Annotated in this window: 23 protein-coding genes, 5 pseudogenes and 1 other annotated feature; of the genes and pseudogenes, 1 reads left to right on the top strand and 27 read right to left on the bottom strand. The window is 37.9% G+C overall.

Annotated elements, in window-relative coordinates:
- Nucleotides 1-94 precede the first annotated feature (94 nt).
- The 4 genes and pseudogenes from AT689_RS07355 to AT689_RS07340 form a co-directional block, all read right to left on the bottom strand.
- Entirely contained in the window at nucleotides 95-1,723 is a 1,629-nt protein-coding gene (locus AT689_RS07355; RefSeq protein ID WP_000724918.1) for an ABC transporter substrate-binding protein, read from the bottom strand.
- 81 nt (nucleotides 1,724-1,804) lie between these two features.
- Nucleotides 1,805-2,728 (bottom strand): cyclically-permuted mutarotase family protein, encoded by a 924-nt coding sequence (locus AT689_RS07350; RefSeq protein WP_000687304.1) that lies wholly within the window; start codon nucleotides 2,726-2,728, stop codon nucleotides 1,805-1,807.
- 23 nt (nucleotides 2,729-2,751) lie between these two features.
- Complete coding sequence (locus AT689_RS07345; RefSeq protein ID WP_000078389.1) at nucleotides 2,752-3,450, bottom strand: N-acetylmannosamine-6-phosphate 2-epimerase; 699 nt, start codon at nucleotides 3,448-3,450, stop codon at nucleotides 2,752-2,754.
- Between the two features lie 46 nt (nucleotides 3,451-3,496).
- Nucleotides 3,497-3,760, bottom strand: a pseudogene (locus AT689_RS07340) (transposase family protein); the annotation flags it as partial.
- On the opposite strand from AT689_RS07340, the pseudogene AT689_RS12550 reads away from it, so the two are divergent.
- Nucleotides 3,759-4,046: pseudogene (locus AT689_RS12550) on the top strand (transposase); the annotation flags it as partial. The pseudogenes AT689_RS07340 and AT689_RS12550 sit on opposite strands and share 2 nt — an antisense overlap.
- Nucleotides 4,047-4,345: 299 nt before the next feature.
- Here AT689_RS12550 and AT689_RS07335 read toward each other — a convergent pair.
- The 23 genes and pseudogenes from AT689_RS07335 to AT689_RS07225 form a co-directional block, all read right to left on the bottom strand.
- Nucleotides 4,346-4,564 (bottom strand): annotated as a pseudogene (locus tag AT689_RS07335) (hypothetical protein); the annotation flags it as partial.
- 282 nt (nucleotides 4,565-4,846) lie between these two features.
- Complete coding sequence (locus AT689_RS07330; RefSeq protein WP_000492398.1) at nucleotides 4,847-5,683, bottom strand: nucleotidyl transferase AbiEii/AbiGii toxin family protein; 837 nt, start codon at nucleotides 5,681-5,683, stop codon at nucleotides 4,847-4,849.
- Nucleotides 5,683-6,273 carry a type IV toxin-antitoxin system AbiEi family antitoxin domain-containing protein gene (locus AT689_RS07325; RefSeq protein ID WP_000227921.1) on the bottom strand — a complete coding sequence of 197 codons (591 nt, stop codon included), beginning with the start codon at nucleotides 6,271-6,273 and terminating at the stop codon, nucleotides 5,683-5,685. Before AT689_RS07325 ends, AT689_RS07330 begins: the two co-directional genes overlap by 1 nt.
- 129 nt (nucleotides 6,274-6,402) lie before the next feature.
- Nucleotides 6,403-6,990 (bottom strand): CPBP family intramembrane glutamic endopeptidase, encoded by a 588-nt coding sequence (locus AT689_RS07320; RefSeq protein WP_000821304.1) that lies wholly within the window; start codon nucleotides 6,988-6,990, stop codon nucleotides 6,403-6,405.
- 2 nt (nucleotides 6,991-6,992) lie between these two features.
- Nucleotides 6,993-7,226: a hypothetical protein gene (locus tag AT689_RS07315; protein WP_000840771.1), complete on the bottom strand. Its 234-nt coding sequence runs from the start codon at nucleotides 7,224-7,226 to the stop codon at nucleotides 6,993-6,995.
- Between the two features lie 12 nt (nucleotides 7,227-7,238).
- Entirely contained in the window at nucleotides 7,239-7,619 is a 381-nt protein-coding gene (locus AT689_RS07310; RefSeq protein ID WP_000566535.1) for a thioredoxin domain-containing protein, read from the bottom strand.
- Nucleotides 7,612-8,061: a hypothetical protein gene (locus AT689_RS07305; protein WP_000645890.1), complete on the bottom strand. Its 450-nt coding sequence runs from the start codon at nucleotides 8,059-8,061 to the stop codon at nucleotides 7,612-7,614. Before AT689_RS07305 ends, AT689_RS07310 begins: the two co-directional genes overlap by 8 nt.
- A pseudogene (gene dcm, locus AT689_RS07295) lies at nucleotides 8,045-9,444 on the bottom strand (DNA (cytosine-5-)-methyltransferase). The gene AT689_RS07305 and the pseudogene dcm overlap by 17 nt, the downstream one beginning before the upstream one ends.
- A gap of 98 nt (nucleotides 9,445-9,542) precedes the next feature.
- Nucleotides 9,543-10,313, bottom strand: a pseudogene (locus AT689_RS07290) (replication initiator protein A).
- A complete protein-coding gene (locus AT689_RS12545) occupies nucleotides 10,310-10,483 on the bottom strand; it encodes a hypothetical protein (protein ID WP_001169729.1) in 174 nt (57 codons plus the stop codon). Before AT689_RS12545 ends, AT689_RS07290 begins: the two are co-directional and overlap by 4 nt.
- A 186-nt stretch (nucleotides 10,484-10,669) precedes the next feature.
- On the bottom strand, nucleotides 10,670-11,038 hold the full coding sequence (gene rplL / locus AT689_RS07285) for a 50S ribosomal protein L7/L12 (RefSeq protein ID WP_001196960.1): 369 nt from the start codon (nucleotides 11,036-11,038) through the stop codon (nucleotides 10,670-10,672).
- Nucleotides 11,039-11,113: 75 nt separating this feature from the next.
- On the bottom strand, nucleotides 11,114-11,614 hold the full coding sequence (gene rplJ, locus AT689_RS07280; protein ID WP_001287278.1) for a 50S ribosomal protein L10: 501 nt from the start codon (nucleotides 11,612-11,614) through the stop codon (nucleotides 11,114-11,116).
- 38 nt (nucleotides 11,615-11,652) lie between these two features.
- Nucleotides 11,653-11,788 (bottom strand) — a sequence feature (ribosomal protein L10 leader region).
- Nucleotides 11,789-11,863: 75 nt separating this feature from the next.
- Entirely contained in the window at nucleotides 11,864-13,123 is a 1,260-nt protein-coding gene (locus AT689_RS07275) for a TRZ/ATZ family protein (protein WP_000862488.1), read from the bottom strand.
- Nucleotides 13,124-13,379: 256 nt separating this feature from the next.
- The gene (locus AT689_RS07270) at nucleotides 13,380-15,128 is read right to left on the bottom strand and encodes an ABC transporter ATP-binding protein (RefSeq protein ID WP_000828850.1); all 1,749 of its coding nucleotides are present in this window, start codon (nucleotides 15,126-15,128) and stop codon (nucleotides 13,380-13,382) included.
- A gap of 1 nt (nucleotide 15,129) precedes the next feature.
- Nucleotides 15,130-16,854 carry an ABC transporter ATP-binding protein gene (locus AT689_RS07265; protein ID WP_000681691.1) on the bottom strand — a complete coding sequence of 575 codons (1,725 nt, stop codon included), beginning with the start codon at nucleotides 16,852-16,854 and terminating at the stop codon, nucleotides 15,130-15,132.
- Nucleotides 16,855-16,911: 57 nt separating this feature from the next.
- A complete protein-coding gene (gene msrB, locus AT689_RS07260) occupies nucleotides 16,912-17,850 on the bottom strand; it encodes a peptide-methionine (R)-S-oxide reductase MsrB (protein ID WP_000818207.1) in 939 nt (312 codons plus the stop codon).
- Nucleotides 17,851-17,878: 28 nt separating this feature from the next.
- Nucleotides 17,879-18,250, bottom strand: a complete 372-nt coding sequence (locus tag AT689_RS13485; RefSeq protein WP_025173795.1) for a hypothetical protein — start codon at nucleotides 18,248-18,250, stop codon at nucleotides 17,879-17,881.
- A 75-nt stretch (nucleotides 18,251-18,325) separates the two neighbouring features.
- Nucleotides 18,326-19,195, bottom strand: a complete 870-nt coding sequence (gene thrB, locus AT689_RS07250) for a homoserine kinase (RefSeq protein WP_000692438.1) — start codon at nucleotides 19,193-19,195, stop codon at nucleotides 18,326-18,328.
- Between the two features lies 1 nt (nucleotide 19,196).
- Nucleotides 19,197-20,483 (bottom strand): homoserine dehydrogenase, encoded by a 1,287-nt coding sequence (locus tag AT689_RS07245; protein ID WP_000216382.1) that lies wholly within the window; start codon nucleotides 20,481-20,483, stop codon nucleotides 19,197-19,199.
- 150 nt (nucleotides 20,484-20,633) lie between these two features.
- Nucleotides 20,634-21,371, bottom strand: a complete 738-nt coding sequence (gene mecA, locus AT689_RS07240) for an adaptor protein MecA (RefSeq protein WP_000782676.1) — start codon at nucleotides 21,369-21,371, stop codon at nucleotides 20,634-20,636.
- A 199-nt stretch (nucleotides 21,372-21,570) separates the two neighbouring features.
- Nucleotides 21,571-22,605 (bottom strand): hypothetical protein, encoded by a 1,035-nt coding sequence (locus AT689_RS07235; RefSeq protein ID WP_000461502.1) that lies wholly within the window; start codon nucleotides 22,603-22,605, stop codon nucleotides 21,571-21,573.
- Nucleotides 22,606-22,633: 28 nt separating this feature from the next.
- Nucleotides 22,634-24,067, bottom strand: coding sequence for an O-antigen polysaccharide polymerase Wzy family protein (locus AT689_RS07230; protein ID WP_001813454.1), 1,434 nt, complete (start codon nucleotides 24,065-24,067; stop codon nucleotides 22,634-22,636).
- A gap of 15 nt (nucleotides 24,068-24,082) precedes the next feature.
- Nucleotides 24,083-25,069: a glycosyltransferase family 2 protein gene (locus AT689_RS07225; protein WP_000446977.1), complete on the bottom strand. Its 987-nt coding sequence runs from the start codon at nucleotides 25,067-25,069 to the stop codon at nucleotides 24,083-24,085.
- Nucleotide 25,070 lies beyond the last annotated feature (1 nt).

Raw genomic sequence — 25,070 nt, 5'->3', positions numbered from 1 at the left:
AAAAAACAAGAGTGAGAGATACATGATTCAATAAACAGCATCTCTACACTCCTAAAAGATTATCAAACTTAATCACTGATAATTTTAAACGATTTTATTTAGCATCCCATTTTTCGAATTTGTAATCAAATTTATAGAATGGATTACCAAATTGAACATCGTCAGGAATTAAAACTTTTTCAGTATTTAAATACAAGAAGTTTTTAAATGTGAATAAGTTTAACTTCAATAGTTTTTCTTGTTCTAATTTTTGTAGACTTGCTAAAATTTTGTTTCTTTCTTTTACATCAGAAGTTTCAGACAATTTTTTGCTCAACTCATCAAAACTTGTTTCGCCATTTGTAATATTTTTAAAGTTAGTATTTGTTGAACTATATTCACCATACCAAGTTTCATAACCAAATGATGATAATCCTTTATAAGCTAGGTCATATTTACGTGTTTTGAACAATCCTGTTGTTGCATCAGAAGTAATTTGGACAACTTCGTTCTTGATTCCAACCTCATTCAATTGATAACTTACTGCTTGCATGAAATCTTGAGAGGCTTGATCTTTATAGTAATAAGCTAAAATTAGATTTCTGCTATTATCGTATTTAGCTTCTTTAAGAAGTTGTTTTGCTTTTTCTGGATTATATTCAAATTTATTTGCTGATTTCAGATGAGCTTCTAAGCTTGAAGGAACACCAGTATTATTAACATCTGCAATTCCACTAAATACAGATTTAGCTAATTCATCACGATTAATTGCATATAGAATAGCTTCTCTAACTTTAGGATTAGCAATCAAGGAATCTCCATTACCTTCAACACCTGCTAAGTTAGCGATAAAGTAGCGATAGAATAGTATATCAATTGGTTTTTTAGTTAAAGTAGATACAGCATCCAACTGACTAATTTCTTGAGGTTTGTTTGTTGAATAGAAGTATGATTTACCATCTTGCAATGCTAAAACTGGATCTGAAATATAGTTGAATACTACTTTATCAAATTTTGGTTTTTCATTTTCATAGTTTTCATTTTTGTCATACTCTAAGAAATTACCTGCACTAATTTCTTTTACTTTGTACATACCGCTTGTAACAGGAGCTGTCCAAAATGAGCTATTATTTAATTCAAGAGGATTTTCAGACTCTAATTTATGTTTTGGAAGAATAAAGAATTGAGTCATCATTTGCTCAAAGTTACCAACTGGAGCAGTAAGTTTAAATGTTACTTTATTTCCATCAACTGTAAGACCAGAAATTTTATCTGCTTTATCGTCTTTGAAATCTTTAGCTCCTTCAATTTTTGTGAATGTTGAAGGGAAAATTCCATTAATTACTGAAGCTTTCAATGCTAATTTAACACTGAATTCCACATCGGAAGCTGTCAAAGCTTCTCCATCAGACCATTTCAACCCATCTTTAAGTGTAAATTCATAAGTTTTTTCATCATCAGATTTTTTCCAATCTTTAGCTAAATCTGGAGTTGATTTTTCATATTTTGAATCTGCCATTAACAGTGTACGGTATAACAAATATGGAACTAAACCATCACCATTTTGCCAAACGTAAGGGATACGATCTCCAGTTCCTTGAAGCAAACCTGATAAATAGAATACTTTTTCTTTTCCAGACTCTGAAGAATCAGATTTTTTGCTTCCCGAACTACAAGCAACCAATCCTACTACAGCTATTAAAACTGCTGCAGCTGTTAAAGCTAATTTAACAATTTTTTTCATTTTAATACTCCTTTATTTGTATTAAGTAATTATTTATGTGATTAAGTAAGTATTGCAGTAATTAAAAATTTAAACTCTTCGTTACATTTCCTCCTCTAACAAAAGTATGTCAGAAGTACGTCTTCCTGGGCTACATTCCCCACTAACAACGTAATATCCATTATCAGTTTTTAAAAATCCTGCCCCACAAAGAGCAAAACGCTCATCGTTTGCAATAATATCGACCTTACCTGTCTCTAAATCTAGTATTCGCAAGCTACGATTCCAATTAAAGAAATCTCTTCCCTTAGAAAAGTATTCTTCCCTATAGCCAGGGGTTGCTAAATCAATAACTGCTTTATTATAAGCAATTTCATTAAAGCCACCAAGGATTAATAAATCACTTTCATTTATTTGTATACTTGACGCTCCTAAAACTGAACTTGGTAATTCAAACTCAAGTTTTTCCCACTTATCTTTTTCAAAAATATATTTGTATCCATCTAAATAAGCTTCATTGTTCGCTCCACCTAAATAATACAATTCATTTTGATATTTGACTGATAAACCTTGTCCTCTACCAGAAACTGGGAAGTCAGATTTTTTAAAAAGTTCTTTAGTCTCAATATTGAACAGATAACTTTCCTGAAATCCAAAGAATAAGTGGCCATTATAATAACAACCATAACCACTCTCTAGTTGGAAATCAAAATCCCCGATACAGATTTCTTCTACACTTTCATCAATCGTAATACGATAAATGCTCGAGCCTAGAATGTAATAGATTTCATTTTCAACTTCAATCGTTATTCCTTTATCTGGAGAAATCTGTCCATCTTGTTCAAATAGAAGATTAAATTTCCCGTCATAAACTCTAATTTTATTTGATTGAACTTTTGAACTTTTTAAAGGATCGTTATTTGGGAAATAACTACCTCCATAAACTAAAATTCTATTATTAATCCGTCTACAAATCATCCCAGCTAATCCTGGTGAGTCTAAATGATTTATAACATCAATTTTCATATTACACCTCTTACTCTGGCATGCTATTTTAATCCCGCTACAAAACGTTCTGTAATCTCTTTTGGTCTAGTAATAGCGCCACCAACAACGATTCCTCGCACTCCATATTCAAGGATTTGTTTGGCTTGTTCTGGTGTATAAATTTTTCCTTCTGCAATGACATCTACACCGGCATCACAGAGTTTCTTAATCAATTCAAAATCTGGACCGTCTACTTTTGGACTGTAGGATGTGTAGCCTGATAAGGTTGTTCCGACAAAGTCAATTCCTGCTTCTACAGCTGCTAGCCCTTCTTCGAAGATACTAGTATCAGCCATCAAAAGCTGATTAGGATATTTCTCCTTAACCTGACGAATGAACTCTTGAATTTCCAAACCATCGTAGCGTTCACGCTTGGTACAATCCAGAGCAATCACCTCGATGTCCAGTTCTGCCAATTCATCAACTTCTTTCATAGTAGCCGTGATGAAGGGTTCCTGAGGTGGATAATCACGTTTGATAATCCCAATGATTGGAAGTTTAGTGACTTCCTTAATTTCCTTGATATCGCGAACACTGTTTGCTCGGATACCGACTGCTCCACCTTGCTCAGCCGCTTTGACCAGCAAGGGAATCACCCCTCCCGCTTCTGTATAAAGCGGTTCATGAGGAAGAGCCTGACAAGAAACGATGATTCCATCTTTGATTTGCTCAATCAAGGCTTCTTTGCTAATCTGTGACATCCTTTTTCCTCCTTTTTCTTATACATTTATTAGACTTCCTGCAAAACTAGAATCCTAGTTCATGATTGATAATATCAGCAATCAAATTCATTCGTAATCCGAAGCGTTTACGATGATTTCGATAGGTTGTTGAAAACATTTTAAACGTTTTTACTTTGGCAAAAATATTCTCAACCTTGCTTCTCTCCTTAGATAGCGCATGGTTATAGGCTTTATCTTCAGCTGTTAGCGGCTTGAGTTTGCTGGATTTACGTGGAGTTTGTGCTTGAAGATATATCTTCATGAGCCCTTGATAACCACTGTCAGCCAAGCTTTCACAAGCTTATCCAGATGATTATCTTTTATTCGTTATGGACAATGCTATATGGCATAAATCAAGTGCCTTAAAGATTCCGACTAATATTGGCTTTGCATTTATTCCTCCATACACACCAGAAATGAACCCCATTGAATAAGTGTGGAAAGAGATTCGTAAACGTGGATTTAAGAATAAAGCCTTTCGAACTTTGGAAGATGTCATACAAGGACTGGAGAAGGAGATGATAAAGTCCATCGTTAATCGGAGATGGACTAGAATGCTTTGTGAAGACAGATGAGTATAAGGTTGCTTTATAATTCATAGGTTTATTGTAGCATATTTTGTTTCGCTGGAAGTCTATTATACACCATTTGTTAAGCGTTTTCTACAATTCGCTATTTTTTGAATCAATTTTCAAAAATCATTATATTTCTCTCCTAACCTAAAAGTACTTTCAGAACATTACCCATAGATTTTTATTATTTCCTCAATGTTTTATTACATAAGTTTATATCTAATAATTTTTCATTTAATATATTTATTATAAAATTTAATAAGATTCCACGTTTCTAATAATTATACTCGTGGTGTCAGTTACTTTATTGACTTGACAACCTGCAGTAGATCTCTCGAATAAGGTTCTCGAAGAGTAACTTCTACTGCTTTCCCATCAAAGATACCAACACGTTTAAATTCAATGTAGTCTTTTTTGAGATGTCCTAAGCCCATACCAAAAGGAAAGTGATGAATCAATTGGATGGTACAACCACCTTTATTTCCCATTTGTTTCAAATCATACAAGTTTACTACCTTCATGATTAACTCCTTTATCTAGTTTGTCGCATCGTTTGAGTCTGGAAACGATAAACTCCGTGTCTGTTAGAAAATTCTCACACACGTCTTGTGCCAGTTGCCCTTCACAGGGAAATACTCTCATTCCCTACTTACACAGGCACGCTAATCAAGACGGAGTGGATTCAATTTTCAAAGAACAGGTAGCTTTATTATAGATAAGAGTAGTTGAAATTTTTATCACATGTTTGAGGTTGTTGGAATAAAAAAAGCAACTCACTGCTTTACGAATGAGTTACTTTTGTACTAAAATATTTGTTGCATAATTTCCCTAATAACCTGAACAGAGTTATCAAATGAGATATCTTTAGCATACTTAAATTGGCGTTGATAACGAATCCATAGCTCTTTCTGATAATCAGAAATTTCAATTCCTCTCACTTGTTCTTCCCAATTATAAATAGTATCTTTACTTTTACGTTTTTTTGCTGTATTTTCAAGTGCATTTTTTAATACTTCAAGATTAATCTCTTCTTTTCTAAGTTTATACAAGGTGAAAAGATCATATCGATCACGTGGGCGTGTTGAAGCTAATCCCCTACTAATGATTGTTTCTAACTTTTCAGCAAGTACAGTTTCTAGATTATATGTCCATATCTTGATGCTTTCATTAGTAAAGATAGAAGTCATTGAATAAGTAATTTCTCTTGGTGTGATCTTATCACCAGTAGTAATATCAATAAAAACAACCTCCTTTAATGTATCAAAAGTTGCATTTAATTTTAATGAAAATCCTCCATATTCATCATCTTGGCGAATAGGTTCTAGCTTATCTACTGAAAATGAAAAACCATCAGTTTTAGAACAAAGAATCTCTTCAAAGATATCAATCAAATTTTCTCTGCTCATTTCGGTTCCCTTCAGAGTGACATCTAAATCCATTGTGGTTCGCTTATCTAGTCCAATCATTTGACCTATTAGATACCCTCCTTTTACAATGAAGGAATCTCTATAAGAACTAGTAGAAATCAGCTTTAACACTTGCTCAATTAAATAATGTTGTTGTACTTGTTGAGCTGGAATTCCCTTATCTTTTGAAATATTTTTGATTTTTGCTTTAAAGCTATTCGCATTTGAAAACATTAAGATAGCACCTCCGTATAAGATTGTAACTTATCAGTTACTTTAAATAGTTGGGCATAATAAAATAATTTGTGTAAATGAATTTGATTCTGTTGAAAATATTTCTTAAACGCTGGTGCAATAATTTGAAGATCCACCTGATGAACTGGTCTTAGACATTCAACCAAAACTCGTTCAATTTCATAAACTTTAATAAATTGACCAGGAAGACGCTCTATTTCAATAATTCCTTCACTATAGTGAGAGCGTAAGATAATAGGACATATATCTGCTTCCTTAATGTTTTTGGTATTCGTACCATAAGGAAAACTCATTGTCATGTTAAAAGGGATAGTCAAAGATAAACCATGTAACCAAAGTGCTGTCTCCAAAGAAAAGATTCCTTTTGGAAATCGATACTGAATGACAAACCACTCATCTAAATAAATATCAGGTAAGCGATATAACCCTTTTTCTTCAGCATCGATTTTTCCTTCTGTAACCATTTTTAATAAGGTTTTGTAGTGTAAATTTTCATCTATTACTTGTTTAAAAGTTAAAAAACCATACTGATTGAAAGAGTTCATCAGTTTCTCTCTTTTATCAACCATACCATTCTCCTTTCTTAGAAATAAAATGCTAACATCTTCTATATATGTTAGCATTTTATTTCTTTAAAATCAATTCATTTAGTTTTTTTATTTCAAAATTAATCCATACGTAAGACAGACCAGCTATTATTAAAGAAAAAATAAGACATAGACTGATAGGTTCCACACCAAATGTAGACCCATACTTCCCCATAAGTCCGATTTATAGCGCACCATCCCTAAAAAGATCCCAAGTGAAACATATAAACACCAAGCTAGAATGGTTCCTGGATGATGTACTAAGGCAAATAAAACACTTGTCAAAGCAACTCGAATATCTAATTTTCTGACCAAGTTCCATAAAATTTCTCGATACAGAAATTCTTCAACCATACTCGCATTGATTAAGAACAATAAAAATGAAAACCAAGGAACCTGATGTTGAAGGCCAATTAAGTTTGCTTGATTCGTGGTTCCTTGAGCATGAATCAGACTAAAACATAGGCTTATAATCAGTAGGCTAACGAATCCAATACCAAGCCATTTCATCCTAGTTTTCATATTGACCTTGACCACTTGTTTTCGTTGACCATACATCCATAAAAAAGAAATGAGCGACGCACAATAGAGAATCTGTAGTATGGTTAACTCACCAATACAAAGCAATTTCAGTAAGTATAGGGATACCAATAAGACATTTACTTGTTGGAATATATAAACTGGAATTATTCTTTTCATAGTTACCTCCGAAATAAATCTTCATAATCTAAATCTAATACCTGCACAATCCTTTCTACCCATGGACTTTGAGGCATTCGTTGTTCCATCTTGTAGTGGTGTATCTTTTGATACAAACGATTCAATTCACTTGGATAGTGAAACTCTCCCGCAAACATTTTTCTGGTTAACTCAATCCAGCTAATATTTCTTTCAGCCAAAATAATGGACAAGTTCTCCCAAAATCGTTCAGCCATATTGCTTCTCCTTTAACTAGATAAATAATGTGTTTGTGCCATGTAAATCAATTGTTTCGTATCTCTTGGCAATAGAGCTCTAGCCTCTTCCAAATTCAGATTTGGATAAACTCTCTTATTTGAAACCGCAAGAGGAAGCCTGATGCATAGTTCAGGATTTTTTAATATCATTTCAATGAAATCCGTTAATCTTAGATTGTCACGGTTCTTAAATCGTAATAAATTGGGAGATAGAAACTCAAAACAATCTGAAGAATAGCTCATCATTTCAATTAATTTGTCCTTTGTCATTTCAGAAATAGAATGAGGAGTGACCTCTATGCCATACTTTTGAAAGAAATCCAAAAGAAGTTGATTTCTTTGGCTATTTTTACTTAGATAGAGATCAATCATGGGAGACCTTCCAAAGATTCGGTTCCATTTGATATTCTGAGACGATTAAGGAATCTAATAAATTTGCGAAGTTAATCGGTTTCTTGTCTTCATCATAAGCTTTTACAGTTACTTGAGTTGTAAGTATTCCCTCTTTTCCCTCTGCTCGATAGCCTTGTCCATATAAAACAAAAACGAGATTTTGATGATCATCTACAAAGGCATCAACCCCATTCTTTATGTCTTGACTTTCAAGGAATTCCATAACGTTTTGAAGATAGGACTCGTAAAATAGTGGGTAGTTGTGTTTTTTATGGTAATCATCTAAAAATGTTACTTCAAACTCACATGGATAATTGGGCATCAAAAATAATTGTTCATCCAGCTGTTTGATTTCTGCATCATGTAATTCTGTTTCTAATTCATCACAATCTAGTATTGATTCTTTATTTAATGCTTTCATCTTTTTCCTCTATTTCTTTTAATTTCTTTGCGATTGCGGCAATCACAGGAACGGTTACACTATTACCAGCTTGTTTATAGAGCTGACTATTACTAGAGACTTTTCTAGCAGCTTCAAAAGCCCAATCAGGAAAGCCATGCAATCGAAAACACTCTTTAGGAGTGATTCGTCGTATTCTCAAACGGTAAAATTGTCCATCTATTAAAACACCAGCTACTTGGTAAACTTGTTTATCTTCTCCTTCATAGCTAGCCACTACTACTCCCATTTGACCACTAGTTGTTAACGTATTAGCTATACCTTTGCCAACTCTACCACAGTTGTTAACGTATTAGCTATACCTTTGCCAACTCTACCACGACGATACTGAGAACTTGGTCTTTCCAAATTGATTGAATCCCCAATCTCTGCTTGAGCATATCCTTTTTTCGTTGCTTCCCGTACTTTTAGAAATTGGATTGGTTCTGGAATTAGTATTTTGGGGATTTTATCTCCTCCTTGCATCGTAGTCAGTGTTGGAGATAAGCCCTCACTTCCATAGACACGACCTGTCTCCTTAAAACTAGTCGGTAAATCTCCAACAACGACAATGCCATGACGATCCTGAGTATTTAAAGTAAACATCGGCTCTTGGTTTTCCTTAAAGCGTCTACCATTTTGTCTTTTGTCTAATCTATCTGGTGTCATACAAGGAATAGCAACCTTAAATCCTTCTCCTTTTCCACGAACTAAAGTTGGCGCAAGACCTTCTGAATAATACACTTTACCGCTCACGCCACTTTTTGATGGATTCAAATTTCCTAGTGCTTTCAAAGTCTCAGAGTTAGTTGCTTGACCTTCTCGTCTGAAAGGAAATAAGAGTCTGGTACCTTTCTTTCTAGAATGTCCGATAATAAACACCCTCTCTCTGTTTTGGGGAACGCCAAAATCCTTACTGTTAAGCACCTGCCACTCAACATCAAACCCCAACTCATCAAATGTGGTAAGGATTGTGGTGAACGTCCGTCCCTTATCGTGATTGAGTAGGCCTTTAACATTTTCAAGAAAAAGAAAACGTGGTTGGATTTGTTTGGCCGCCCGAGCAATTTCAAAGAACAAAGTTCCTCTAGTATCTTCAAATCCCAATCGTCTTCCTGCAAGTGAAAAAGCTTGGCAAGGAAATCCCCCGCAGATGATGTCCACTTGCCCTCTAAATTGTCTAAAGTCATGATCTGTTACCTCTTTAATGTCATGATATTCTATTTCTCCTTCCGTTTGAAAAATGGACTTATAAGATTCTCTAGCAAATTTATCAATCTCACAAAATCCAATACACTCGTGTCCGACACTTTCCATTCCAAGTCGAAAACCACCGATACCTGAAAATAAATCAATAAATCTCATTTCTTGATTACCCCTTTCTGATCAACTATCAATGTCCAAAGTGTCACACCACTTGAAATTAAAATGAGCATAACTAATATCCACTCGATTGGCGACATTTAACCACCTCCTTTTCTAACACGGTTATTCCAAACAGAATATAGGCCGTTAAACACAAATTCAGCAAGTACTTCCGCTCGTCTAACAAAGCGAACATTGTCAAGAGCATACTGATAGATTCTCTCAAAATCAGTCATAGCAATTTCACTGGCTGTTTCAGAAAACCCCTCTCGTCAAAATTGATCTTGTACCAATCCCCAAATATAATCTCGATCATATTTTGTGACCTTTTCTACTTTTCTTTTCAAGATAGGTTGAGTATCCCTCTCCTCCTCATCCTCAATAAATAAAGAATCAGTCTCACTTTCTTCAGTCTCACTAGGGGCTGAATTTAAAACCGGCCCCGTCTGTTTTTGAGACTGCCCTAATCTGTTTTTAACACTAGCCCCGTCTGAATGTAAGACTAGGGGTATCTCATGTTCTAATTCCCCTAAGTAAATTTTATTAGCCATACGACCTTTTTCACTGGAAGACTGTTGGACTTCATCAATTAGGCCATACTCACGTAAAGTTTTCTTGATGGAGAGTAATTTTGACTTTGAACAGCCTAAAAGCTTCATCAGTTTAGAGTTAGAAAATACTAAATAGACCGCCCCTTCTTCATCTATCCAACCACTATTGAGAGATAATTCTAAACGATCTTTTAAAATAGAATAAGCCACCTTTACTTCTAGTTTCATATTCTTATACCGTTCACTCTCAAATAAAAGTTTGGGGAGCTTATAATAACGCTCTGATGTCTGATATTGACTAGCGGTAATACGCTTCATGATTGTCCCTCCAAGACTAAAATTTCAACATTTCCAAATTCATCAAATCGGATTAAACCTACTTGTTCCATTTCATCAACTAACTGAGTTGCTTTTACAATATCAACTCCCATGATAGTCATGAGATGACTCTTCACGAATTGACGTGATGACTGTCCTTTCTTTTGCATAATTACCTCCGAAACACAAAAAAAGGGGTAGACAATCTAGTGTCTACCCCCGAAAGTTTATTAAAACAAAAATCCTGCCAAAGAATTTTTGGCAGGAAACCAAATCAATTTATCAGTTTCTATCAATCGCTTATCGCTCTCAAAGACTGGTAAATAGGGATTCCGCAATTAAATTGCGATACTCTATTATTTAAGAGTAACTGAAGCTCCAGCTTCTTCCAATTTAGCTTTGATTTCTTCAGCTTCTGCAGTTGCAACGCCTTCTTTAACAAGTGCTGGTGCACCGTCAACAAGTTCTTTAGCTTCTTTAAGACCAAGACCAGTAATTTCACGTACAACTTTGATAACGCCAACTTTTTTGTCGCCTGCAGATGTCAATTCAACGTCGAATGAATCTTTAGCAGCACCAGCATCAGCTGCATCAGCTGCAGCAACAGCTACAGGAGCAGCTGCAGTTACACCAAATTCTTCTTCGATAGCTTTTACAAGGTCGTTCAATTCAAGGATTGAAGCTTCTTTAATTTCAGCAATAATGTTTTCAATGTTCAATGCCATTGTTATTTCCTCCAAATAAGTTTTAAATTTTATAATAGTTTTTTTCGTAGCTAGGCTACGCTGTGTAGCTTAAGATTAAGCCGCGTCTTCTTTGCTTTCTGCAACCGCTTTGACTGCAAGAGCAACGTTGCGCACTGGCGCTTGAAGTACAGAAAGGAGCATAGAAAGAAGTCCTTCGCGGTTTGGAAGAGTTGCAAGTGCAAGAATCTCTTCTTTAGATGCGACAGCGCCTTCGATTGCACCACCTTTAATTTCAAGTGCTTCAGCGTTTTTAGAAAAGTCGTTCAAGATTTTCGCTGGTGCGATAACATCTTCATTAGAAAATGCTACTGCAGATGGTCCAACAAATACAGATGCAAGATCTTCAAGACCAGCTTTTTCAGCTGCACGACGCAAGATTGAGTTTTTAATAACTTTATACTCAACTTCGCTTCCACGAAGCTCACGACGAAGAACTGTATCTTGCTCAACTGTCAAACCACGAGCGTCTACAACGACGATAGATGCAGCAGCTTTCATTTTTTCAGCTACTACGTCAACTAGTTCCGCTTTTTTAGCAATAATTGCTTCACTCATTAGTGTGTTCACCTCCGTAATTATTTTGCTTGGGGAATTTTTCAAAAAGAAAAACGCGCCCAAACCTAGACACGAAAGTACAATACGCTTCTTTTTACATGATACGTTTTGTCCTCGGTAGGATATTTATGAGTCGAGCTCCCCTACTGTCTTAGGCAGTTTTTTTAAACCGTATATAAGTATAGCATAGTCAAAAAAAGAATGCAAGATTTTTGCAAACTTTTTTTAAAATTTTTCGTGATTTTTCTTTTAAAGTTCTACTGTCAGGACTTGACCTTGCTTAACAACCTGTTCTCCGGCGATATAAACATCATCTACATCACTAGATTTAACTGCATAAACCAGGTGAGACAGCATATTTTCCTGAGGTTGGAGATGAATTTTCCCTTGTGGTTGAATGACCAGAAAATCTGCTTGCTTGCCGACTTCCAGACTTCCTATCTGATTTTCCATTCCAAGGACCTTAGCCCCTTCGATTGTCAGTACCTTGAGAGCTGTTTCGATTGGAAACTGGCTGGCATCCCCACTTTTCATCTTCTGAAGAAGAGCTGCAGTCCTTCCTTCCTCAAACATATCTAGATTGTTATTGGAAGCAACCGAGTCAGTCGCAATTCCGACTGCTACTCCCGCTTTTTGGAGCTGGATAATTGGAGCAATTCCTGATGCCAGTTTGAGGTTACTGATAGGATTGTGGGCGATAGCCACTTGAGAAGATGCCAAGCGTTCAATTTCTCTCTCGTTTAATTCGACCCCGTGAGCAAATACGGACGGATGATCTAAATAACCCAGTTCTTCAAGAAAAGCAAGGGGGCGTTTGCCGTATCGTTTGAGGATAATTCCTGACTCCTCCTTGGTCTCCGCCACATGGACATGGAGCGGAATATTTAGCTCTTTTGCCATTTCCAAACTCGCTTCCAGCAAGTCTCTACTGCAGCTATACGGAGAATGAGGTGCTACCATAACCTTGAAATTTGGATTTTTATATTTTAAGATTTCATCTATGATGGATCGAGTTCTGCTTATAGTCTCAGCAGTTGTTTCTGTCTCTGAAGAAAAGAGAGTCGGAGAAAAATAACAACGCATCTTGGAAGTTTTCACCACCTGATAAATTTGCTGGATATCCACACCATTGGGATTATACATATCGTTAAAGGTTGTTGTTCCTGACTGGAGCATCTCTGTTAGGGCTTCTTTGACCGCATTGGTAGTCATGTCGGGAGTAAACTCAGATTCTGCTGGCCAGATATAGTCATTGAGCCATTCATGGAGATTGCTGTCATCTCGGATCCCTCTCAGACCTGTCATTGCAGAATGGGTGTGACAATTGACCAAACCAGGCATAATCCAAGCTCCCTGATAGTCTATAATCTGCTCAGCTTGCTCTAAAAACGCTGGCTTATCTTGACCGACATAGACGATTTGAGAATCCTTGACTGCTAAGATTCCATCAAGATAAACATGGAAATCTTGATCACAAGTCACGATATTTACATGCTGAAAGACTTTCATTATAGGCTCCTTTTCTAAAAGACAAGTTGTACTCTCTTCAAACCACTTCAGATTCACTTTGCCGTAGGTGTGGTTACTGACTTCGTCAGTTCTATCTGCAACCTCAAAACAGTGTTTTGAGCAACCTACGGCTAGCTTCCTAGTTTGCTCTTTAATTTTCATTGAGTATTACAGTGAACAATTTTTCTAGCTATTGTAACAAAAAAGTCACTCGAAGGCAACTTTTTTCGTCCATAAACTTTCAAAAGAGAATGGCTTATTCAGAACTAAAAGCCGCAGCTTTTTGCATTTGGTAATACTTACCCTTTCTATCCATGAGTTCTTGATGGTTACCATATTCAACAATATCACCATCTACTAAGACAAGAATTAAATCCGCATCCTGAATGGTTGACAAACGGTGAGCAATGATGAAGCTTGTGCGGCCCTTCATGAGTTTTGCAAAGGCATCCTGTACCAGCACTTCTGTCCGTGTATCAATGGAAGAAGTTGCCTCGTCTAAGATAAGAATCTTTGGAATAGCCAGAAAGACTCGGGCTATGGTCAAGAGCTGAGCTTGGCCGACAGAGAGAGATTCTCCAGCATTTTCCAACTTGGTATCGTATCCCTGTGGCAACTGTTGGATGAAAAAGTCTGCATTAGCTGCTTTGGCAGCAGCAATTACTTGCTCTCGACTGGCTTCAGGATTGCCAAAGGCAATATTATCATGAATGGTCCCTTGTGTGAGCCAGGTTTCTTGAAGCACCATACCAAACTGCTGTCTCAATGATACTCGTGTATAATCATAAATGGATTGCCCATCCAGCAAGATATCTCCCGAGCTAATGGGATAAAAACGCATAAGGAGATTGATAAGAGTTGATTTTCCAGCACCTGTCGGACCAACGATGGCTACCTTACTACCAGCTGGAATATCGATAGACAACTCCTTAATCAAAATTTTTTCAGGATGGTAGCCAAAAGAGACATGTTTAAAGGAAATAGCTCCCTTAACTTGGTCACTGGTCAAGACTTCCTTACCTGTTTCAGCCACTTCAGGGCTATCTAAGACCCCATAGATACGCTCTACGCAAGCCAGAGCACTTTGCAACTCAGCTAGCACTGAAGAAATATCGTTAAAGGGCTTGGTGTATTGCTGAACATAGTTCAAAAAAGTCACTAAACGACCGACGGTCAAGGTTGAACCCATCATGATACGATAAGCTCCTACTCCAGCTAAAAGGGCATAAATGAGTGCATTTACAAAGCGAGTCGAAGGATTGACCGTTGAAGAATAAAAGATGGCTGACTGAGAATAGCCTGAGTAGTTGTCATGAGCCTCACGCAATCTTTGGATAAATTCTGTTTGAGCATTGAAGGACTGGATTATAGTCTGCTGGCTAAGCGATTCTTCAATCAACTGAGTCTGAATTCCCCTCGTCTCTGTTTGCTTCTGGAAGAGATGATAGGATCTCTTGGCAATAAAGCGTGAAATCACCATGGACAGTGGCGTCAACAGCAAGACTAAGAGAGTCATGAGGAGATGAATTTGGAGCATGGCTAGAATACTAACCAAAATCATCAAAACACCAATGAAAAATTGGTTAAAAATCATGGTCAAGCCAGCTGCCAACTGTTCGATATCCGTGGTTACACGACTGACCATCTCTCCATTGCCTTGCCGATCCGCAAAAGCAATCGGTAACCGATGGAGTTTATGGATGATTCGCTCTCGTAAATCTCTGGTATAAGAGAAGATTAGACGATTATAGAGGAGAGGATTGGCCCATTGTACCAGAGTATTTCCTATTACCACCAAGAGCATCTGGAGAAAAATCTGCCAAAAAACTGGTGATGAACCAGCCACTAGGACTTGGTCAATGACCTGCCCAATCAGAATAGGTAGGTAAATTGATAAGCCAACTTGGGCAATAGTTCCTAGAAAGGCTAGGAAAAGGAGGAAGGGATGGTTTGCTAAATCTACGACTAAACGTTTGAGCGTCTGGTTTACAGTTTGTCGTTTCATTCTAGTCCTCCTTTCCATGTTGGGATGCATTGATTTCACGATAGACTTGACTGGATTTCATCAAGTCATCGTGCTTGCCAACAGCTAGCAACTCACCTTTTTCCAAGAGGAGAATCTGGTCCGCCATCTGTAAAGTCGAGGTTCGTTGAGAGATCAAAATTAAGCTCATGTTTGGAAAATTTTCTCTAATAGCTTTCAAGAGCTTGGACTCTGTAATGGTGTCCAGTGCTGAGGTCGCATCATCTAGGATGAGAAACGGAGCCTGGCGCAAGACTGCTCGTGCGATAGACAGCCTTTGTTTTTGTCCACCTGAGAAATTTCGCCCTCCTGCTTCAACTAGAGCATCCAAGAGTCCTTCCTTATCACTGACAAAATCCTTAGCTTGCGCAATCTCCAAGGCTTGCCAGAGTTCTTGATCAGTCACTTCTTGATTTAAACCTAAAGTCAAGTTGGAACGAATAGTTCCCTTAAAGAGTTCGACCTTTTGAGGTACATAGGCAATCCAAGACCGCCACTGCTCCAAATTAAGAGGACTACGTCCATTTTGATAAAGGTCAATGTTCCCCTTGTCTACTGGATAAAGTCCAAGTAAGAGTTGCACCAAGCTTGATTTACCAGAACCAGTCCCCCCAATGATACCAAGGATTTGTCCTTGAGTCATATCAAAGGAAATGTCTCTCAGAGAAGGCTGGGCCGCATCAGGATAGGTAAAAGTCAATTCTTGGACTTGTAAAACCCGACCACTGGTAACTTGCTTTTGTTCTAATTCTGAATGGATGTTTTCGGGAGATTCCGCAAAGACCTCCTCGATTCTCTTGGCTGAGATATAGGACTGGTTGAGGGAATTGATCAGCATGGCTAGCTTGACCAATTCCACCAAAATCTGTAAGAGGTAATTGATAAGAGCAATGAGAGCACCTTGACTGAGTACTCCTCCTTGAATTGAAATATAGCCTTGCCAGATAATAACGAGAAGAGTTCCATTGACAATCAGATAGGTCAGAGGTGTTAATAAACTAGACAAGAAACCTGTCTTTTCTTGTAATCTAGCATAAACTTGGTTAAGGGTTTGAAAAATCTGTAACTCTCGTTTTTCTTGACCAAAAGCACGAATAACCCGCATCCCTTGCAATTGCTGGCGCGTTTCCTGAACCAGTTGGTCCGTTTTCTTTCTGAGACTACTGTAGAGAGGATTGACCAATCGAGATAACCCTACAATGACAATGGTCAAAATGGCAACCATGACTAAGAACCAGAAAGTCAACTCAGCTGAGATTCGATAAGCCATAAAAATGGCACCAAAAACGATAATGGGCGCTCGTAAAAAGAGACGCAGGAATTGATTGATACCAGTCTGAATCTGGTAGGTATCCGAAGTCAAGCGAGTAACCAAACTAGAAGTTGTCAGACGGTCTCTGCTGTCCTTTGGCAAGGAAAGAATATGACGATAAAGATCGTTTGTCAATTCCTTAGCAAAACCTACTGCTGCCTTTGCTGAGTAAAATTGAGCTATCAAGGCCACTAAAACGCCAATTACTGCAAAGATAAGGAGCAGGCCAATCTGCATCCAGAGATGACCTTGATCTCCCTGAGGTAAAGATTGGTCAACAATCCCAGCAATCACCATGGGAACCAAGAGCTCAAAAACAGCTTCTAACAGCTTGAACAAGGGGGCTAAAATTGATTCCTTGATGTAGGGTTTGAAGTAAGATAATAGGTGTTTCATAAATCCCTTCTATTCATATTCTAGAAATGAAGAAAGTGGGAAGCCCCACTCTCTGTTTTATTTGTTTAAGTAAGGCAATAGATAGCCATATCCTGCTTTTTCCATCTCATCCTTGGCCACAAAGCGTAAAGAAGCAGAATTGATACAGTAACGGAGGCCGCCTAACTCCCGCGGTCCATCTGTGAAAACATGACCCAAGTGAGCACTGCCTGAACGAGAACGAACTTCAATTCGCTCCATTCCATGGCTCAGATCCTTGTAATAATGAATCAACTCTTTGGAAATCGGACGGCTAAAACTTGGCCAACCACAACCTGAAGCAAACTTATCCTTGGCAAAAAAGAGTGGCTCACCTGTCGTAATATCTACATAAATCCCCTCTTCAAAGGTTTGGTCATAGGCATTGGTAAATGGAGCCTCTGTAGCAGCTTCTTGTGTGACACGATAAGACTCTTCAGATAGACTGGCCTTCAACACCTCTTGACTAGGCTTTTCATAGTTTGCTGCATCAATCAATGGCTTATCAGCATCGGTCACATCGATATGACAGTAACCTGAAGGATTCTTCCTGAGATAGTCTTGGTGGTAGTCTTCAGCCAGAATGTAGTGGCGTAATTGCTCCACTTCTACTGCAATCTTTCGACCCAGCATGCGTTCCTGCTCCTGCACCACTGTGTAGATAGCTGGCAAATCTGCTTCATCCTGATAATAAATCCCAGTTCGATATTGGCGACCACGGTCATTCCCTTGTTGATTGATAGATAGAGGATCGATAACTCGGAAATAATAAAGTAAAATCTCTCTGAGTGACACTTCCTTCTCATCGTAAATCACTTGGACCGTTTCTGCATGGTCTGTTTCCTTGAGCAACTGGTAATTGGTCGTTTCGACTTGACCATTAGCGTAGCCAACACTGGTTTCTAGCACTCCAGAAATGCGTGAAAAATATTCCTCTAGGCCCCAAAAACAACCACCTGCTAGATAAATTTCTGCCATTTTTATTTCTCCTTTATCACGTTTTTAACTAATACTCTTCGAAAATCTCTTCAAACCACGTCAGCGTCACCTTACCGTAGGTATGGTTACTGACTTCGTCAGTTCTATCTGCAACCTCAAAACAGTGTCTTGAGCTGACTTCGTCAGTTCTATCTGCAACCTCAAAACAGTGTCTTGAGCTGACTTCGTCAGTTCTATCTGCAACCTCAAAACAGTGTCTTGAGCTGACTTCGTCAGTTCTATCTGCAACCTCAAAACAGTGTCTTGAGCTGACTTCGTCAGTTCTATCTGCAACCTCAAAACAGTGTCTTGAGCTGACTTCGTCAGTTCTATCCACAACCTCAAAACACTGTTTTGAGCAGCCTGCGGCTAGCTTCCTAGTTTGCTCTTTGATTTTCATTGAGTATAAACTTCTTTTCACAAAAAGGATATGAAACCCTCTGGTCAAGAGTTTCCCCATCCTATCTTCTATTCTTTATTTTGCTTCTACACGGACACCTTGGGTATCAACTCTCAAGTCATGCAGTTTTCCTTTGAAAGGTTGCTTTTCCAATTCTGCCTTAATTGTTGGCATCTTGTCATGAGAAGCCAGAACCATAACTGTCGGCCCAGCACCAGAAAGGTAGGTTGCATAGGCCCCATTTTCTTTGGTCACTTGCTTAATCATCGCAAATTCTCTTACCAAGTCCTGACGATAGCGCTCATGGAAGAGGTCTCCCTCGATTGCTTGCCCAGCGGTCACCATGTCTCCTGCCAACAAGGCAGCAACCGCTACATTGGCGATAGAACTTGCAGCAACAGCTTCCTTATAAGACAATTTTTTAGGCAAGACACTACGGCTGTCGCGAGTACGTAATTCATAGTTTGGAATGTAAGCTAGAAAATCACACTCTGGAAAGTCTGCTACGATAGCAGAGACTTGCCCTTCAACAGAACTTGCAATAACGAGATTACCATAAATGGCTGGAGCCACATTGTCAGGATGCCCTTCAATCTTGGTCGCTAACTGCAATTTTTCATGGTCTGATAAGTTGAGTTGACCCAGTTGGTTGGCTAGTTCAATCCCAGCAACGATAACCGAGCTGGAAGAACCCAAACCGCGCGCCAAAGGGACATCACTGGTCATTTTCAAGCGTCTTGGTTGCAAGTCTGGTACAATTTGCAAAGCGATTTTGAGCAAGAGATTACGCTCATCATGTGGAATCCATTTGCCAATCTGGTGTTCAATCAGCCACTCATCTCGTTCTTCGCAGACCTCAATTTGAAGATACTTGGTTACAGCTACACCGACCGAGTCAAAACCTGGCCCGATATTGGCACTGGTTGCAGGTACAATAATCTTCATCTTATTCTCCTAGCACCTTGAAGGTATTCAAGAGGTCGAATTCTGAAACCTTCTTCAATTCAGCTGAGACATTTTCAAGCTGGGCTTTATTAATCTTGTGTGTGATGATAACGACACGCGCCTTGTCACCCTCTTTGCCATCTTGAAGGATTTGCTTAAAGGAAATATCTTGAGCATTGAAGATTTCAGCCAACTTCAAGACCTGACCTTTTGAGTCTAGAGCCAAGATTGAGAAATAGTAGTTTGCTTTGACATCTTCAGGATTTGCCAAGACCAAGTCACGGCTATATTCGTTGAAGTCTTTGCCAATAGTACCATCATTCAAACGACGAACGATACGGACAATATCAGCTACAACACTTGTTGCAGTTGGTTTTTGACCAGCACCTGGTCCGTAGTACATAGACTCACCAATACCGATAGATTCTACAAAGACAGCGTTCATTACGCCATTCACACTAGCAAGTGGGTGCGCTTTAGGTAGGAAGGTTGGAGTCACTTCTGCAGCAATACCTGAAGAAGTTTCCTCAATAGAACCAACCAATTTCACTACGTAACCAAGCTCTTGAGCTACAGCTACGTCTTCTGGTGTGATATTGCGGATTCCCTTGTGGGCTACATCATCAAAGGCAATCTTCATGCCAAAGGCAAATTGGCTCAAAATAACCATCTTGTAGGCTGCATCAATCCCATCTACGTCATTCGTCGGATCGCTTTCTGCAAATCCTAGACGTTGTGCTTCCGCAAGAGCATCATCGTAAGACCAGCCTTCTTCCACCATCTTGGTCACCATGAAGTTGGAAGTTCCGTTGACTACTCCAAGCACGCGCGTAATTTTATCAGAAGCCAAGGAATTTGCTAAAGTACGAAGAATTGGAATCCCACCAGCAACTGCTGCTTCGTAGTAAAGTGCTACCTTGTTAGCTTGAGCGATTTCTAGCAATTCTGCGCCATGGACAGCTAAAAGGTCCTTGTTAGCAGTAACAACGTGTTTTCCAGCTTCCAAGGCACGAGTGATAAAGGTTTTAGCAGGCTCAATACGCCCCATCAATTCCACTACGATAGTAATATCCTGGTCTGATAAAATATCATCCACATTGGTTACAAAGTTAAAGTCATTCCCTGCTGCAAGCAAGCGATTTTTTTCATCTTCATCCTTGACCAATACCTTAGCAACTTTGATATCTGAATGTGCTGATTGATTAATTTTTCCTCCATTTTCCTTTAGGAGGAAAGGCACACCACTTGCAACGGTACCAAATCCTAGTAAAGCAATTTTAACTGTCATCTTTATCTCCTCGAAATTTTCTAATATAGCCATTATAACAGAATTTTGTGAAAATTCCTATTATAGTAAATCACTATTTCAGTATAAAAAGAAAAAACGAATCAGACGATTCGCTCTTCTTAAAATCTGAAAATAGCTTTCCAGAAAGGATTAGCCGATTTTTTGCAGATTGAGCACTGCATCGTGACTCATCAAGACTTGACCATACTCTTGTAAGACTGAGCGACTGATATCACTATCGTCTGCAAACTCGCGCATACGGGCCAACAGCCAAGCTGGATATGGGCTTGGATGATTTTCAATATCCACTAAAATGGTCAAATAATAGCGCTCGTTCATTTTGTAGAGTTCAGAAGTTTCCATTTCAAAAGTCACTGTCTTGGCAAAAGCTACCAAGTCAGCCAACTTAGCAAAAGAAAGGATGTAGTAGATGTAAGGTTCTTTCTTACTCTCAGCTTCTTGTTCAGCCTGCTCTTGCTCTTCTTCCTTGGCTTCAACTTGCTCAAGAGATTGAATGGCTTCGATATCATCCTTGGTTTTGTCTGCTATGCTTTTTTCCAGGGTTTTGATAAATTCATCTGGAGACATTTGAGCCAATTCTTCCATATCTGGCAAATCCGATAAGTCTTCAAAATCTAGATTTTGGTCAATCTTTGACTTGGTCACAAAGACATCTACCTTATCAGGTTTTGGAGTCACACGGAAGCTCAACATGCCTGTATCCAGAAAGCTATCAGGCATCTCTAGCTCATCCAAGATAGCATAAAAGAACTCTTCTGTTTTTTCTTGAGGAACGAGAAAGTCAGCAATCTCCATTCCACGATCCATCAAATCCTCTAAAGACATCGTGATTTTTAAAGTTGTATCACTAATTTGTTTCATTTTCATTGCTAGTAACCTCATACTTTCAGTTCTATCTATTATACTAGATTTTTACGATTTTATCAAAAGAAGGCTCCTCTATACGGATAGATTTTCCCTAGGGTCTTTCTATAGGAGACTCCAAAAGAAAATTTCTGCAGACAGATAGAAAAAGCCTTCAAAATCGGCTCTTAGCCGATTTTGAAGACCTTATACATCAGAATACTTATAATTTAAAGGTTGCTACACCGAGGATAGAACGATTTAAGTTTCTGAGAATTTGAAGACTTTGCTCAAATTTCTTATAACGAGTCACTCCGTACTCTTCAACAAGAAGGACTGTATCTCTTTCCAAAAGAGATGATACATCCTGTAAATCTACAAAATGCATTCCTTTTAAAGCTTCTTGACTCTGTTTCAATTTATCTAGGATAGCTTTATTTGAGCTAACGATGGTCAATTCCTGTCCAGTATTTTTGTATGACAAAACATCTGCTAGGTTAGCAATTGTTGTAATCTCTGTTACAAAATCAATTTGATACTGAGAAAAATCACCTACTCTATTGATTGTTGGATTAAAGAGATAAACTAACACATTTCCCATCACAACCAAAATCACACAAACCACTCCAATAACAACTAAACGAAGAATCAGATTTTTCACATTTAAGCCAAGCGCTGTTTCACCATTTGCGTTCAATTCTTTAGAGTTGATGGTTTCCAGTTTTTCAATTTTCACATTTGCATAGGCATGTTTAAATTTCTCAATCAACCCATCAATTTTTTTCTCTAACAAGTCATTGGCATCTTTACTTGATGTCAAAATTTTCACACCAACCCCTGCATCGTCAATCATATAGTAGACGGTCAATTTTTTCCACCAATAGTCATTCGTTGAATTTTTCAAGGTTGTTTCTGTCGTGTCTAATTCACTGGCAATTTTTTTCAACTCACTGGGTTCTACATCATTGAAAAGATAAGCTCCATTCAAATTACCATCAATCAATTTCCCATAAAAATCACTATAACCACCAATTTGATGATTCAAAATCGTTTTGGCCGACTCTTTTGGAGGAGTGATTTTATAGATAAGATAAGTTGAATAACTTGTTGTATCTTTGACAGTGTTTTTATTCCTAACTGCTTTAATTGTAAATGGTACAGCAATGAGAGCAAATAAAGCGATGAGAGCTAAAATATTTGCTTTTCGCTTTTTATAAAGATTTGCAAACAAATCAGCTACTGAATAATGTTCAAACATGATTTTTTTCTCCTTTGTTTAGTAGATACTAGTTTTCCTTTGTAAGCATTTTTGCTACAAATATAATCACAAGAACAATTCCCCAGAATTGCATTGTAAATAAATTGAAGAAACTTTCTGAAAAGCTGCTTCTTGGCATAAAGAATAGATTATTCAAGATGAGTAGGGATAAAGCAAATAGGATTGTCCTTGAGCGATAGGCTACTTGCAGCATGGCTATAAATAATACGCCGAGTAAGAAACTAAGCAGAAAGACTCCAATCATACCATAGTCGGTATACAACTCCATGATATAACTACTTCCGATACCATGCCCTTTCAAGTATTCCTTGTTCAAGACAAGATAGGATAGATTGTGGGCATAACTATTACTATCAATAGCTAGTTCCACACTATTGGTTGTATGTTCAAAGGCTTTTCCTCCGAAAATGGCTCCCAAACTCCCCCTTGCAAAATAATCAAGAACAGGACCAAAAGTAAAATTACGGAAATCTCGGTAAGGGAGGCTACTGTTAAATAGAAAACCTCGAGCCAGAACACCAAAACTAGTTCCTTGTTTATAGATAAAGTCAAGTAAGATATCCCAGAAACCTGTATGGGAAACTTGGACATTATCCCGTACATAATTAAGTACTCCCATCGCTAACATGAGAATAGGAGAACCTACAAAAATCGCTAACTTTTCTTTAAACCCAATCCATTTTCCTTTTTCAGTTTGCTCCCGCATAAAGTAATAAACAAAAGCAAATAAAATACTTAAAATAAAGGGATTTCGTGTCCCAATTGCCAAATGAATAGTATTAGCTGCAATAAAGGAGACAAGCACTGCTGTGGCCTGCAATTTCTTTGGCTTGGTTGCCAGATACATACACATTGCATAGACCGTAAAGGTAGACAAAATGTAGGTAAAATAAGGCAGTTTACTTTCAAAATTTGCATAGTAGGCATAGTAGGAAGTCTGCAAACGATACAAGAGCCGTTCAAATAACCGAATGAAATAGAAAGGATAGGTTAGAAGAAAAACTCCTAGTGATACAAAGCGTAACCGCTTGATATAAACCTCTTTTAGAGAATTTCCTATATTTGCTACTTTTATTTTCTTCCTAGCTATGAAGTAACGAGCCAGGACGCCTCCTGTGGTCAAGCCCAGAATCGAAACCATGACAACTATAAAGGCAAAACGATAGGCTATTGGATGATAGGTATCCAAAGCACCATCCCTAAAATAATCAATGGTCGGTCTTGATACCAGAAATACAAAAATGGTTAAATAGAAAATAAAATGGATTAAGTAATACTTGATATCATTCCAACAAGCAATTAAGCTACTAACCAACAAGAACAATAAAGTAGAAAGTAAGCTAACATTATTATTATTAAACAGATACACAATTCCACTTACTAGCGTCAAGGTATAACTGACTATGGTCAAACTAAATAATAATCGTTTCCCATCAATCACTTGGTCACCCCCGTTCTAATGTAATTTTTTAGATTTTTCAATATTTTTCAGTAATAAGAATCGGTATAAGGAAATATTTATGAATAGGGCCAAAGCACTAATTCTTCTCCCCTTACGGAAAATTGGATTCCTAGAAATAGCAAAAGCATAGCCTTTTAAAAAACGATGAATCTGAGAATAGGCTTCAAACTGTTTATACTGATCATCTAGCAACATCTTATCCAGAATAAAGAAGTGAGCATAGGCCAATCTGAAAAAAGCGACCTCTTTCAAGTCAGGATAGTTTTTCACAACTTCATTATAAAACTTTTGGTAGATATCAATATAGGCTAAATCCTTCTTTGCATAGGGTTTGGTCGTAATACTATCCCCTCTATGGAAATAGTAATAATAGGGTTTAGTATTAACCACATACTTCTTGGCCAACTTGATTAAATCAAAATGGTAATAGGCATCTTCGTAAATCAACCCCTTAGGAAAGGATAGGGCAGTTGCAATTTGTCTCTTGATTAGCTTATTGCAAATCGTCCCAGGTATTTTTTCACCTATGAGGTATTCCTTTAGAAATGTTTGAGAATCACAGACAAAATAGTCATCCTGATTGGCTGACTGTGGGCTTTCATCATTAGCATAGACATTCATGACACCACAGCTTGAAACATCCGCATCTTCTTGAACTAATTGCTCATATAAGCTCTGAATCATTTCTGGATGGATATAATCATCTGAGTCAATAAAAATCAGATAATCCCCGTGAGCCTGCTTCATCCCATCATTTCGTGCTTGCGACAATCCTTCGTTCTTTTTATGAAGCACTGACACCCTGTCATCTTGTTCAGCGATTGAATCACACAAGCGACCACTTTCATCTGTTGCACCATCATCAACAAGAATAATTTCCAGATTTTGATAGGTCTGCTTCTGAATGGAAGCTATCGATTTTTCTAGGTACTGCGCCACATTATAGACTGGCACAATCACACTAATTAATGCAGTTTCCATG

The organism is Streptococcus pneumoniae (assembly GCF_001457635.1).
Lineage (GTDB): Bacteria > Bacillota > Bacilli > Lactobacillales > Streptococcaceae > Streptococcus > Streptococcus pneumoniae.
Note: the sequence above shows the minus strand (reverse complement) of the source record. Positions and strands in the feature narration are given on the sequence as shown.

Bases quoted from the DNA above. Each gene is read 5' to 3' on its own strand.
- AT689_RS13485 (WP_025173795.1), bottom strand. From the start codon at position 18,250: ATGAAAATCAAAGAGCAAACTAGGAAGCTAGCCGCAGGCTGCTCAAAA.
- AT689_RS07235 (WP_000461502.1), bottom strand. From the start codon at position 22,605: ATGTTTGAACATTATTCAGTAGCTGATTTGTTTGCAAATCTTTATAAA.
- AT689_RS07345 (WP_000078389.1), bottom strand. From the start codon at position 3,450: ATGTCACAGATTAGCAAAGAAGCCTTGATTGAGCAAATCAAAGATGGA.
- mecA (WP_000782676.1), bottom strand. From the start codon at position 21,371: ATGAAAATGAAACAAATTAGTGATACAACTTTAAAAATCACGATGTCT.
- AT689_RS07270 (WP_000828850.1), bottom strand. From the start codon at position 15,128: ATGAAACGACAAACTGTAAACCAGACGCTCAAACGTTTAGTCGTAGAT.
- thrB (WP_000692438.1), bottom strand. From the start codon at position 19,195: ATGAAGATTATTGTACCTGCAACCAGTGCCAATATCGGGCCAGGTTTT.
- AT689_RS07315 (WP_000840771.1), bottom strand. From the start codon at position 7,226: ATGGCTGAACGATTTTGGGAGAACTTGTCCATTATTTTGGCTGAAAGA.
- rplJ (WP_001287278.1), bottom strand. From the start codon at position 11,614: ATGAGTGAAGCAATTATTGCTAAAAAAGCGGAACTAGTTGACGTAGTA.
- AT689_RS07355 (WP_000724918.1), bottom strand. From the start codon at position 1,723: ATGAAAAAAATTGTTAAATTAGCTTTAACAGCTGCAGCAGTTTTAATA.
- AT689_RS07275 (WP_000862488.1), bottom strand. From the start codon at position 13,123: ATGAAAGTCTTTCAGCATGTAAATATCGTGACTTGTGATCAAGATTTC.
- AT689_RS07330 (WP_000492398.1), bottom strand. From the start codon at position 5,683: ATGTTTTCAAATGCGAATAGCTTTAAAGCAAAAATCAAAAATATTTCA.
- AT689_RS07305 (WP_000645890.1), bottom strand. From the start codon at position 8,061: ATGAAAGCATTAAATAAAGAATCAATACTAGATTGTGATGAATTAGAA.
- AT689_RS07350 (WP_000687304.1), bottom strand. From the start codon at position 2,728: ATGAAAATTGATGTTATAAATCATTTAGACTCACCAGGATTAGCTGGG.
- rplL (WP_001196960.1), bottom strand. From the start codon at position 11,038: ATGGCATTGAACATTGAAAACATTATTGCTGAAATTAAAGAAGCTTCA.
- AT689_RS07325 (WP_000227921.1), bottom strand. From the start codon at position 6,273: ATGGTTGATAAAAGAGAGAAACTGATGAACTCTTTCAATCAGTATGGT.
- AT689_RS07265 (WP_000681691.1), bottom strand. From the start codon at position 16,854: ATGAAACACCTATTATCTTACTTCAAACCCTACATCAAGGAATCAATT.
- AT689_RS07320 (WP_000821304.1), bottom strand. From the start codon at position 6,990: ATGAAAAGAATAATTCCAGTTTATATATTCCAACAAGTAAATGTCTTA.
- AT689_RS12545 (WP_001169729.1), bottom strand. From the start codon at position 10,483: ATGCAAAAGAAAGGACAGTCATCACGTCAATTCGTGAAGAGTCATCTC.
- AT689_RS07225 (WP_000446977.1), bottom strand. From the start codon at position 25,069: ATGGAAACTGCATTAATTAGTGTGATTGTGCCAGTCTATAATGTGGCG.
- msrB (WP_000818207.1), bottom strand. From the start codon at position 17,850: ATGGCAGAAATTTATCTAGCAGGTGGTTGTTTTTGGGGCCTAGAGGAA.
- AT689_RS07310 (WP_000566535.1), bottom strand. From the start codon at position 7,619: ATGATTGATCTCTATCTAAGTAAAAATAGCCAAAGAAATCAACTTCTT.
- AT689_RS07245 (WP_000216382.1), bottom strand. From the start codon at position 20,483: ATGACAGTTAAAATTGCTTTACTAGGATTTGGTACCGTTGCAAGTGGT.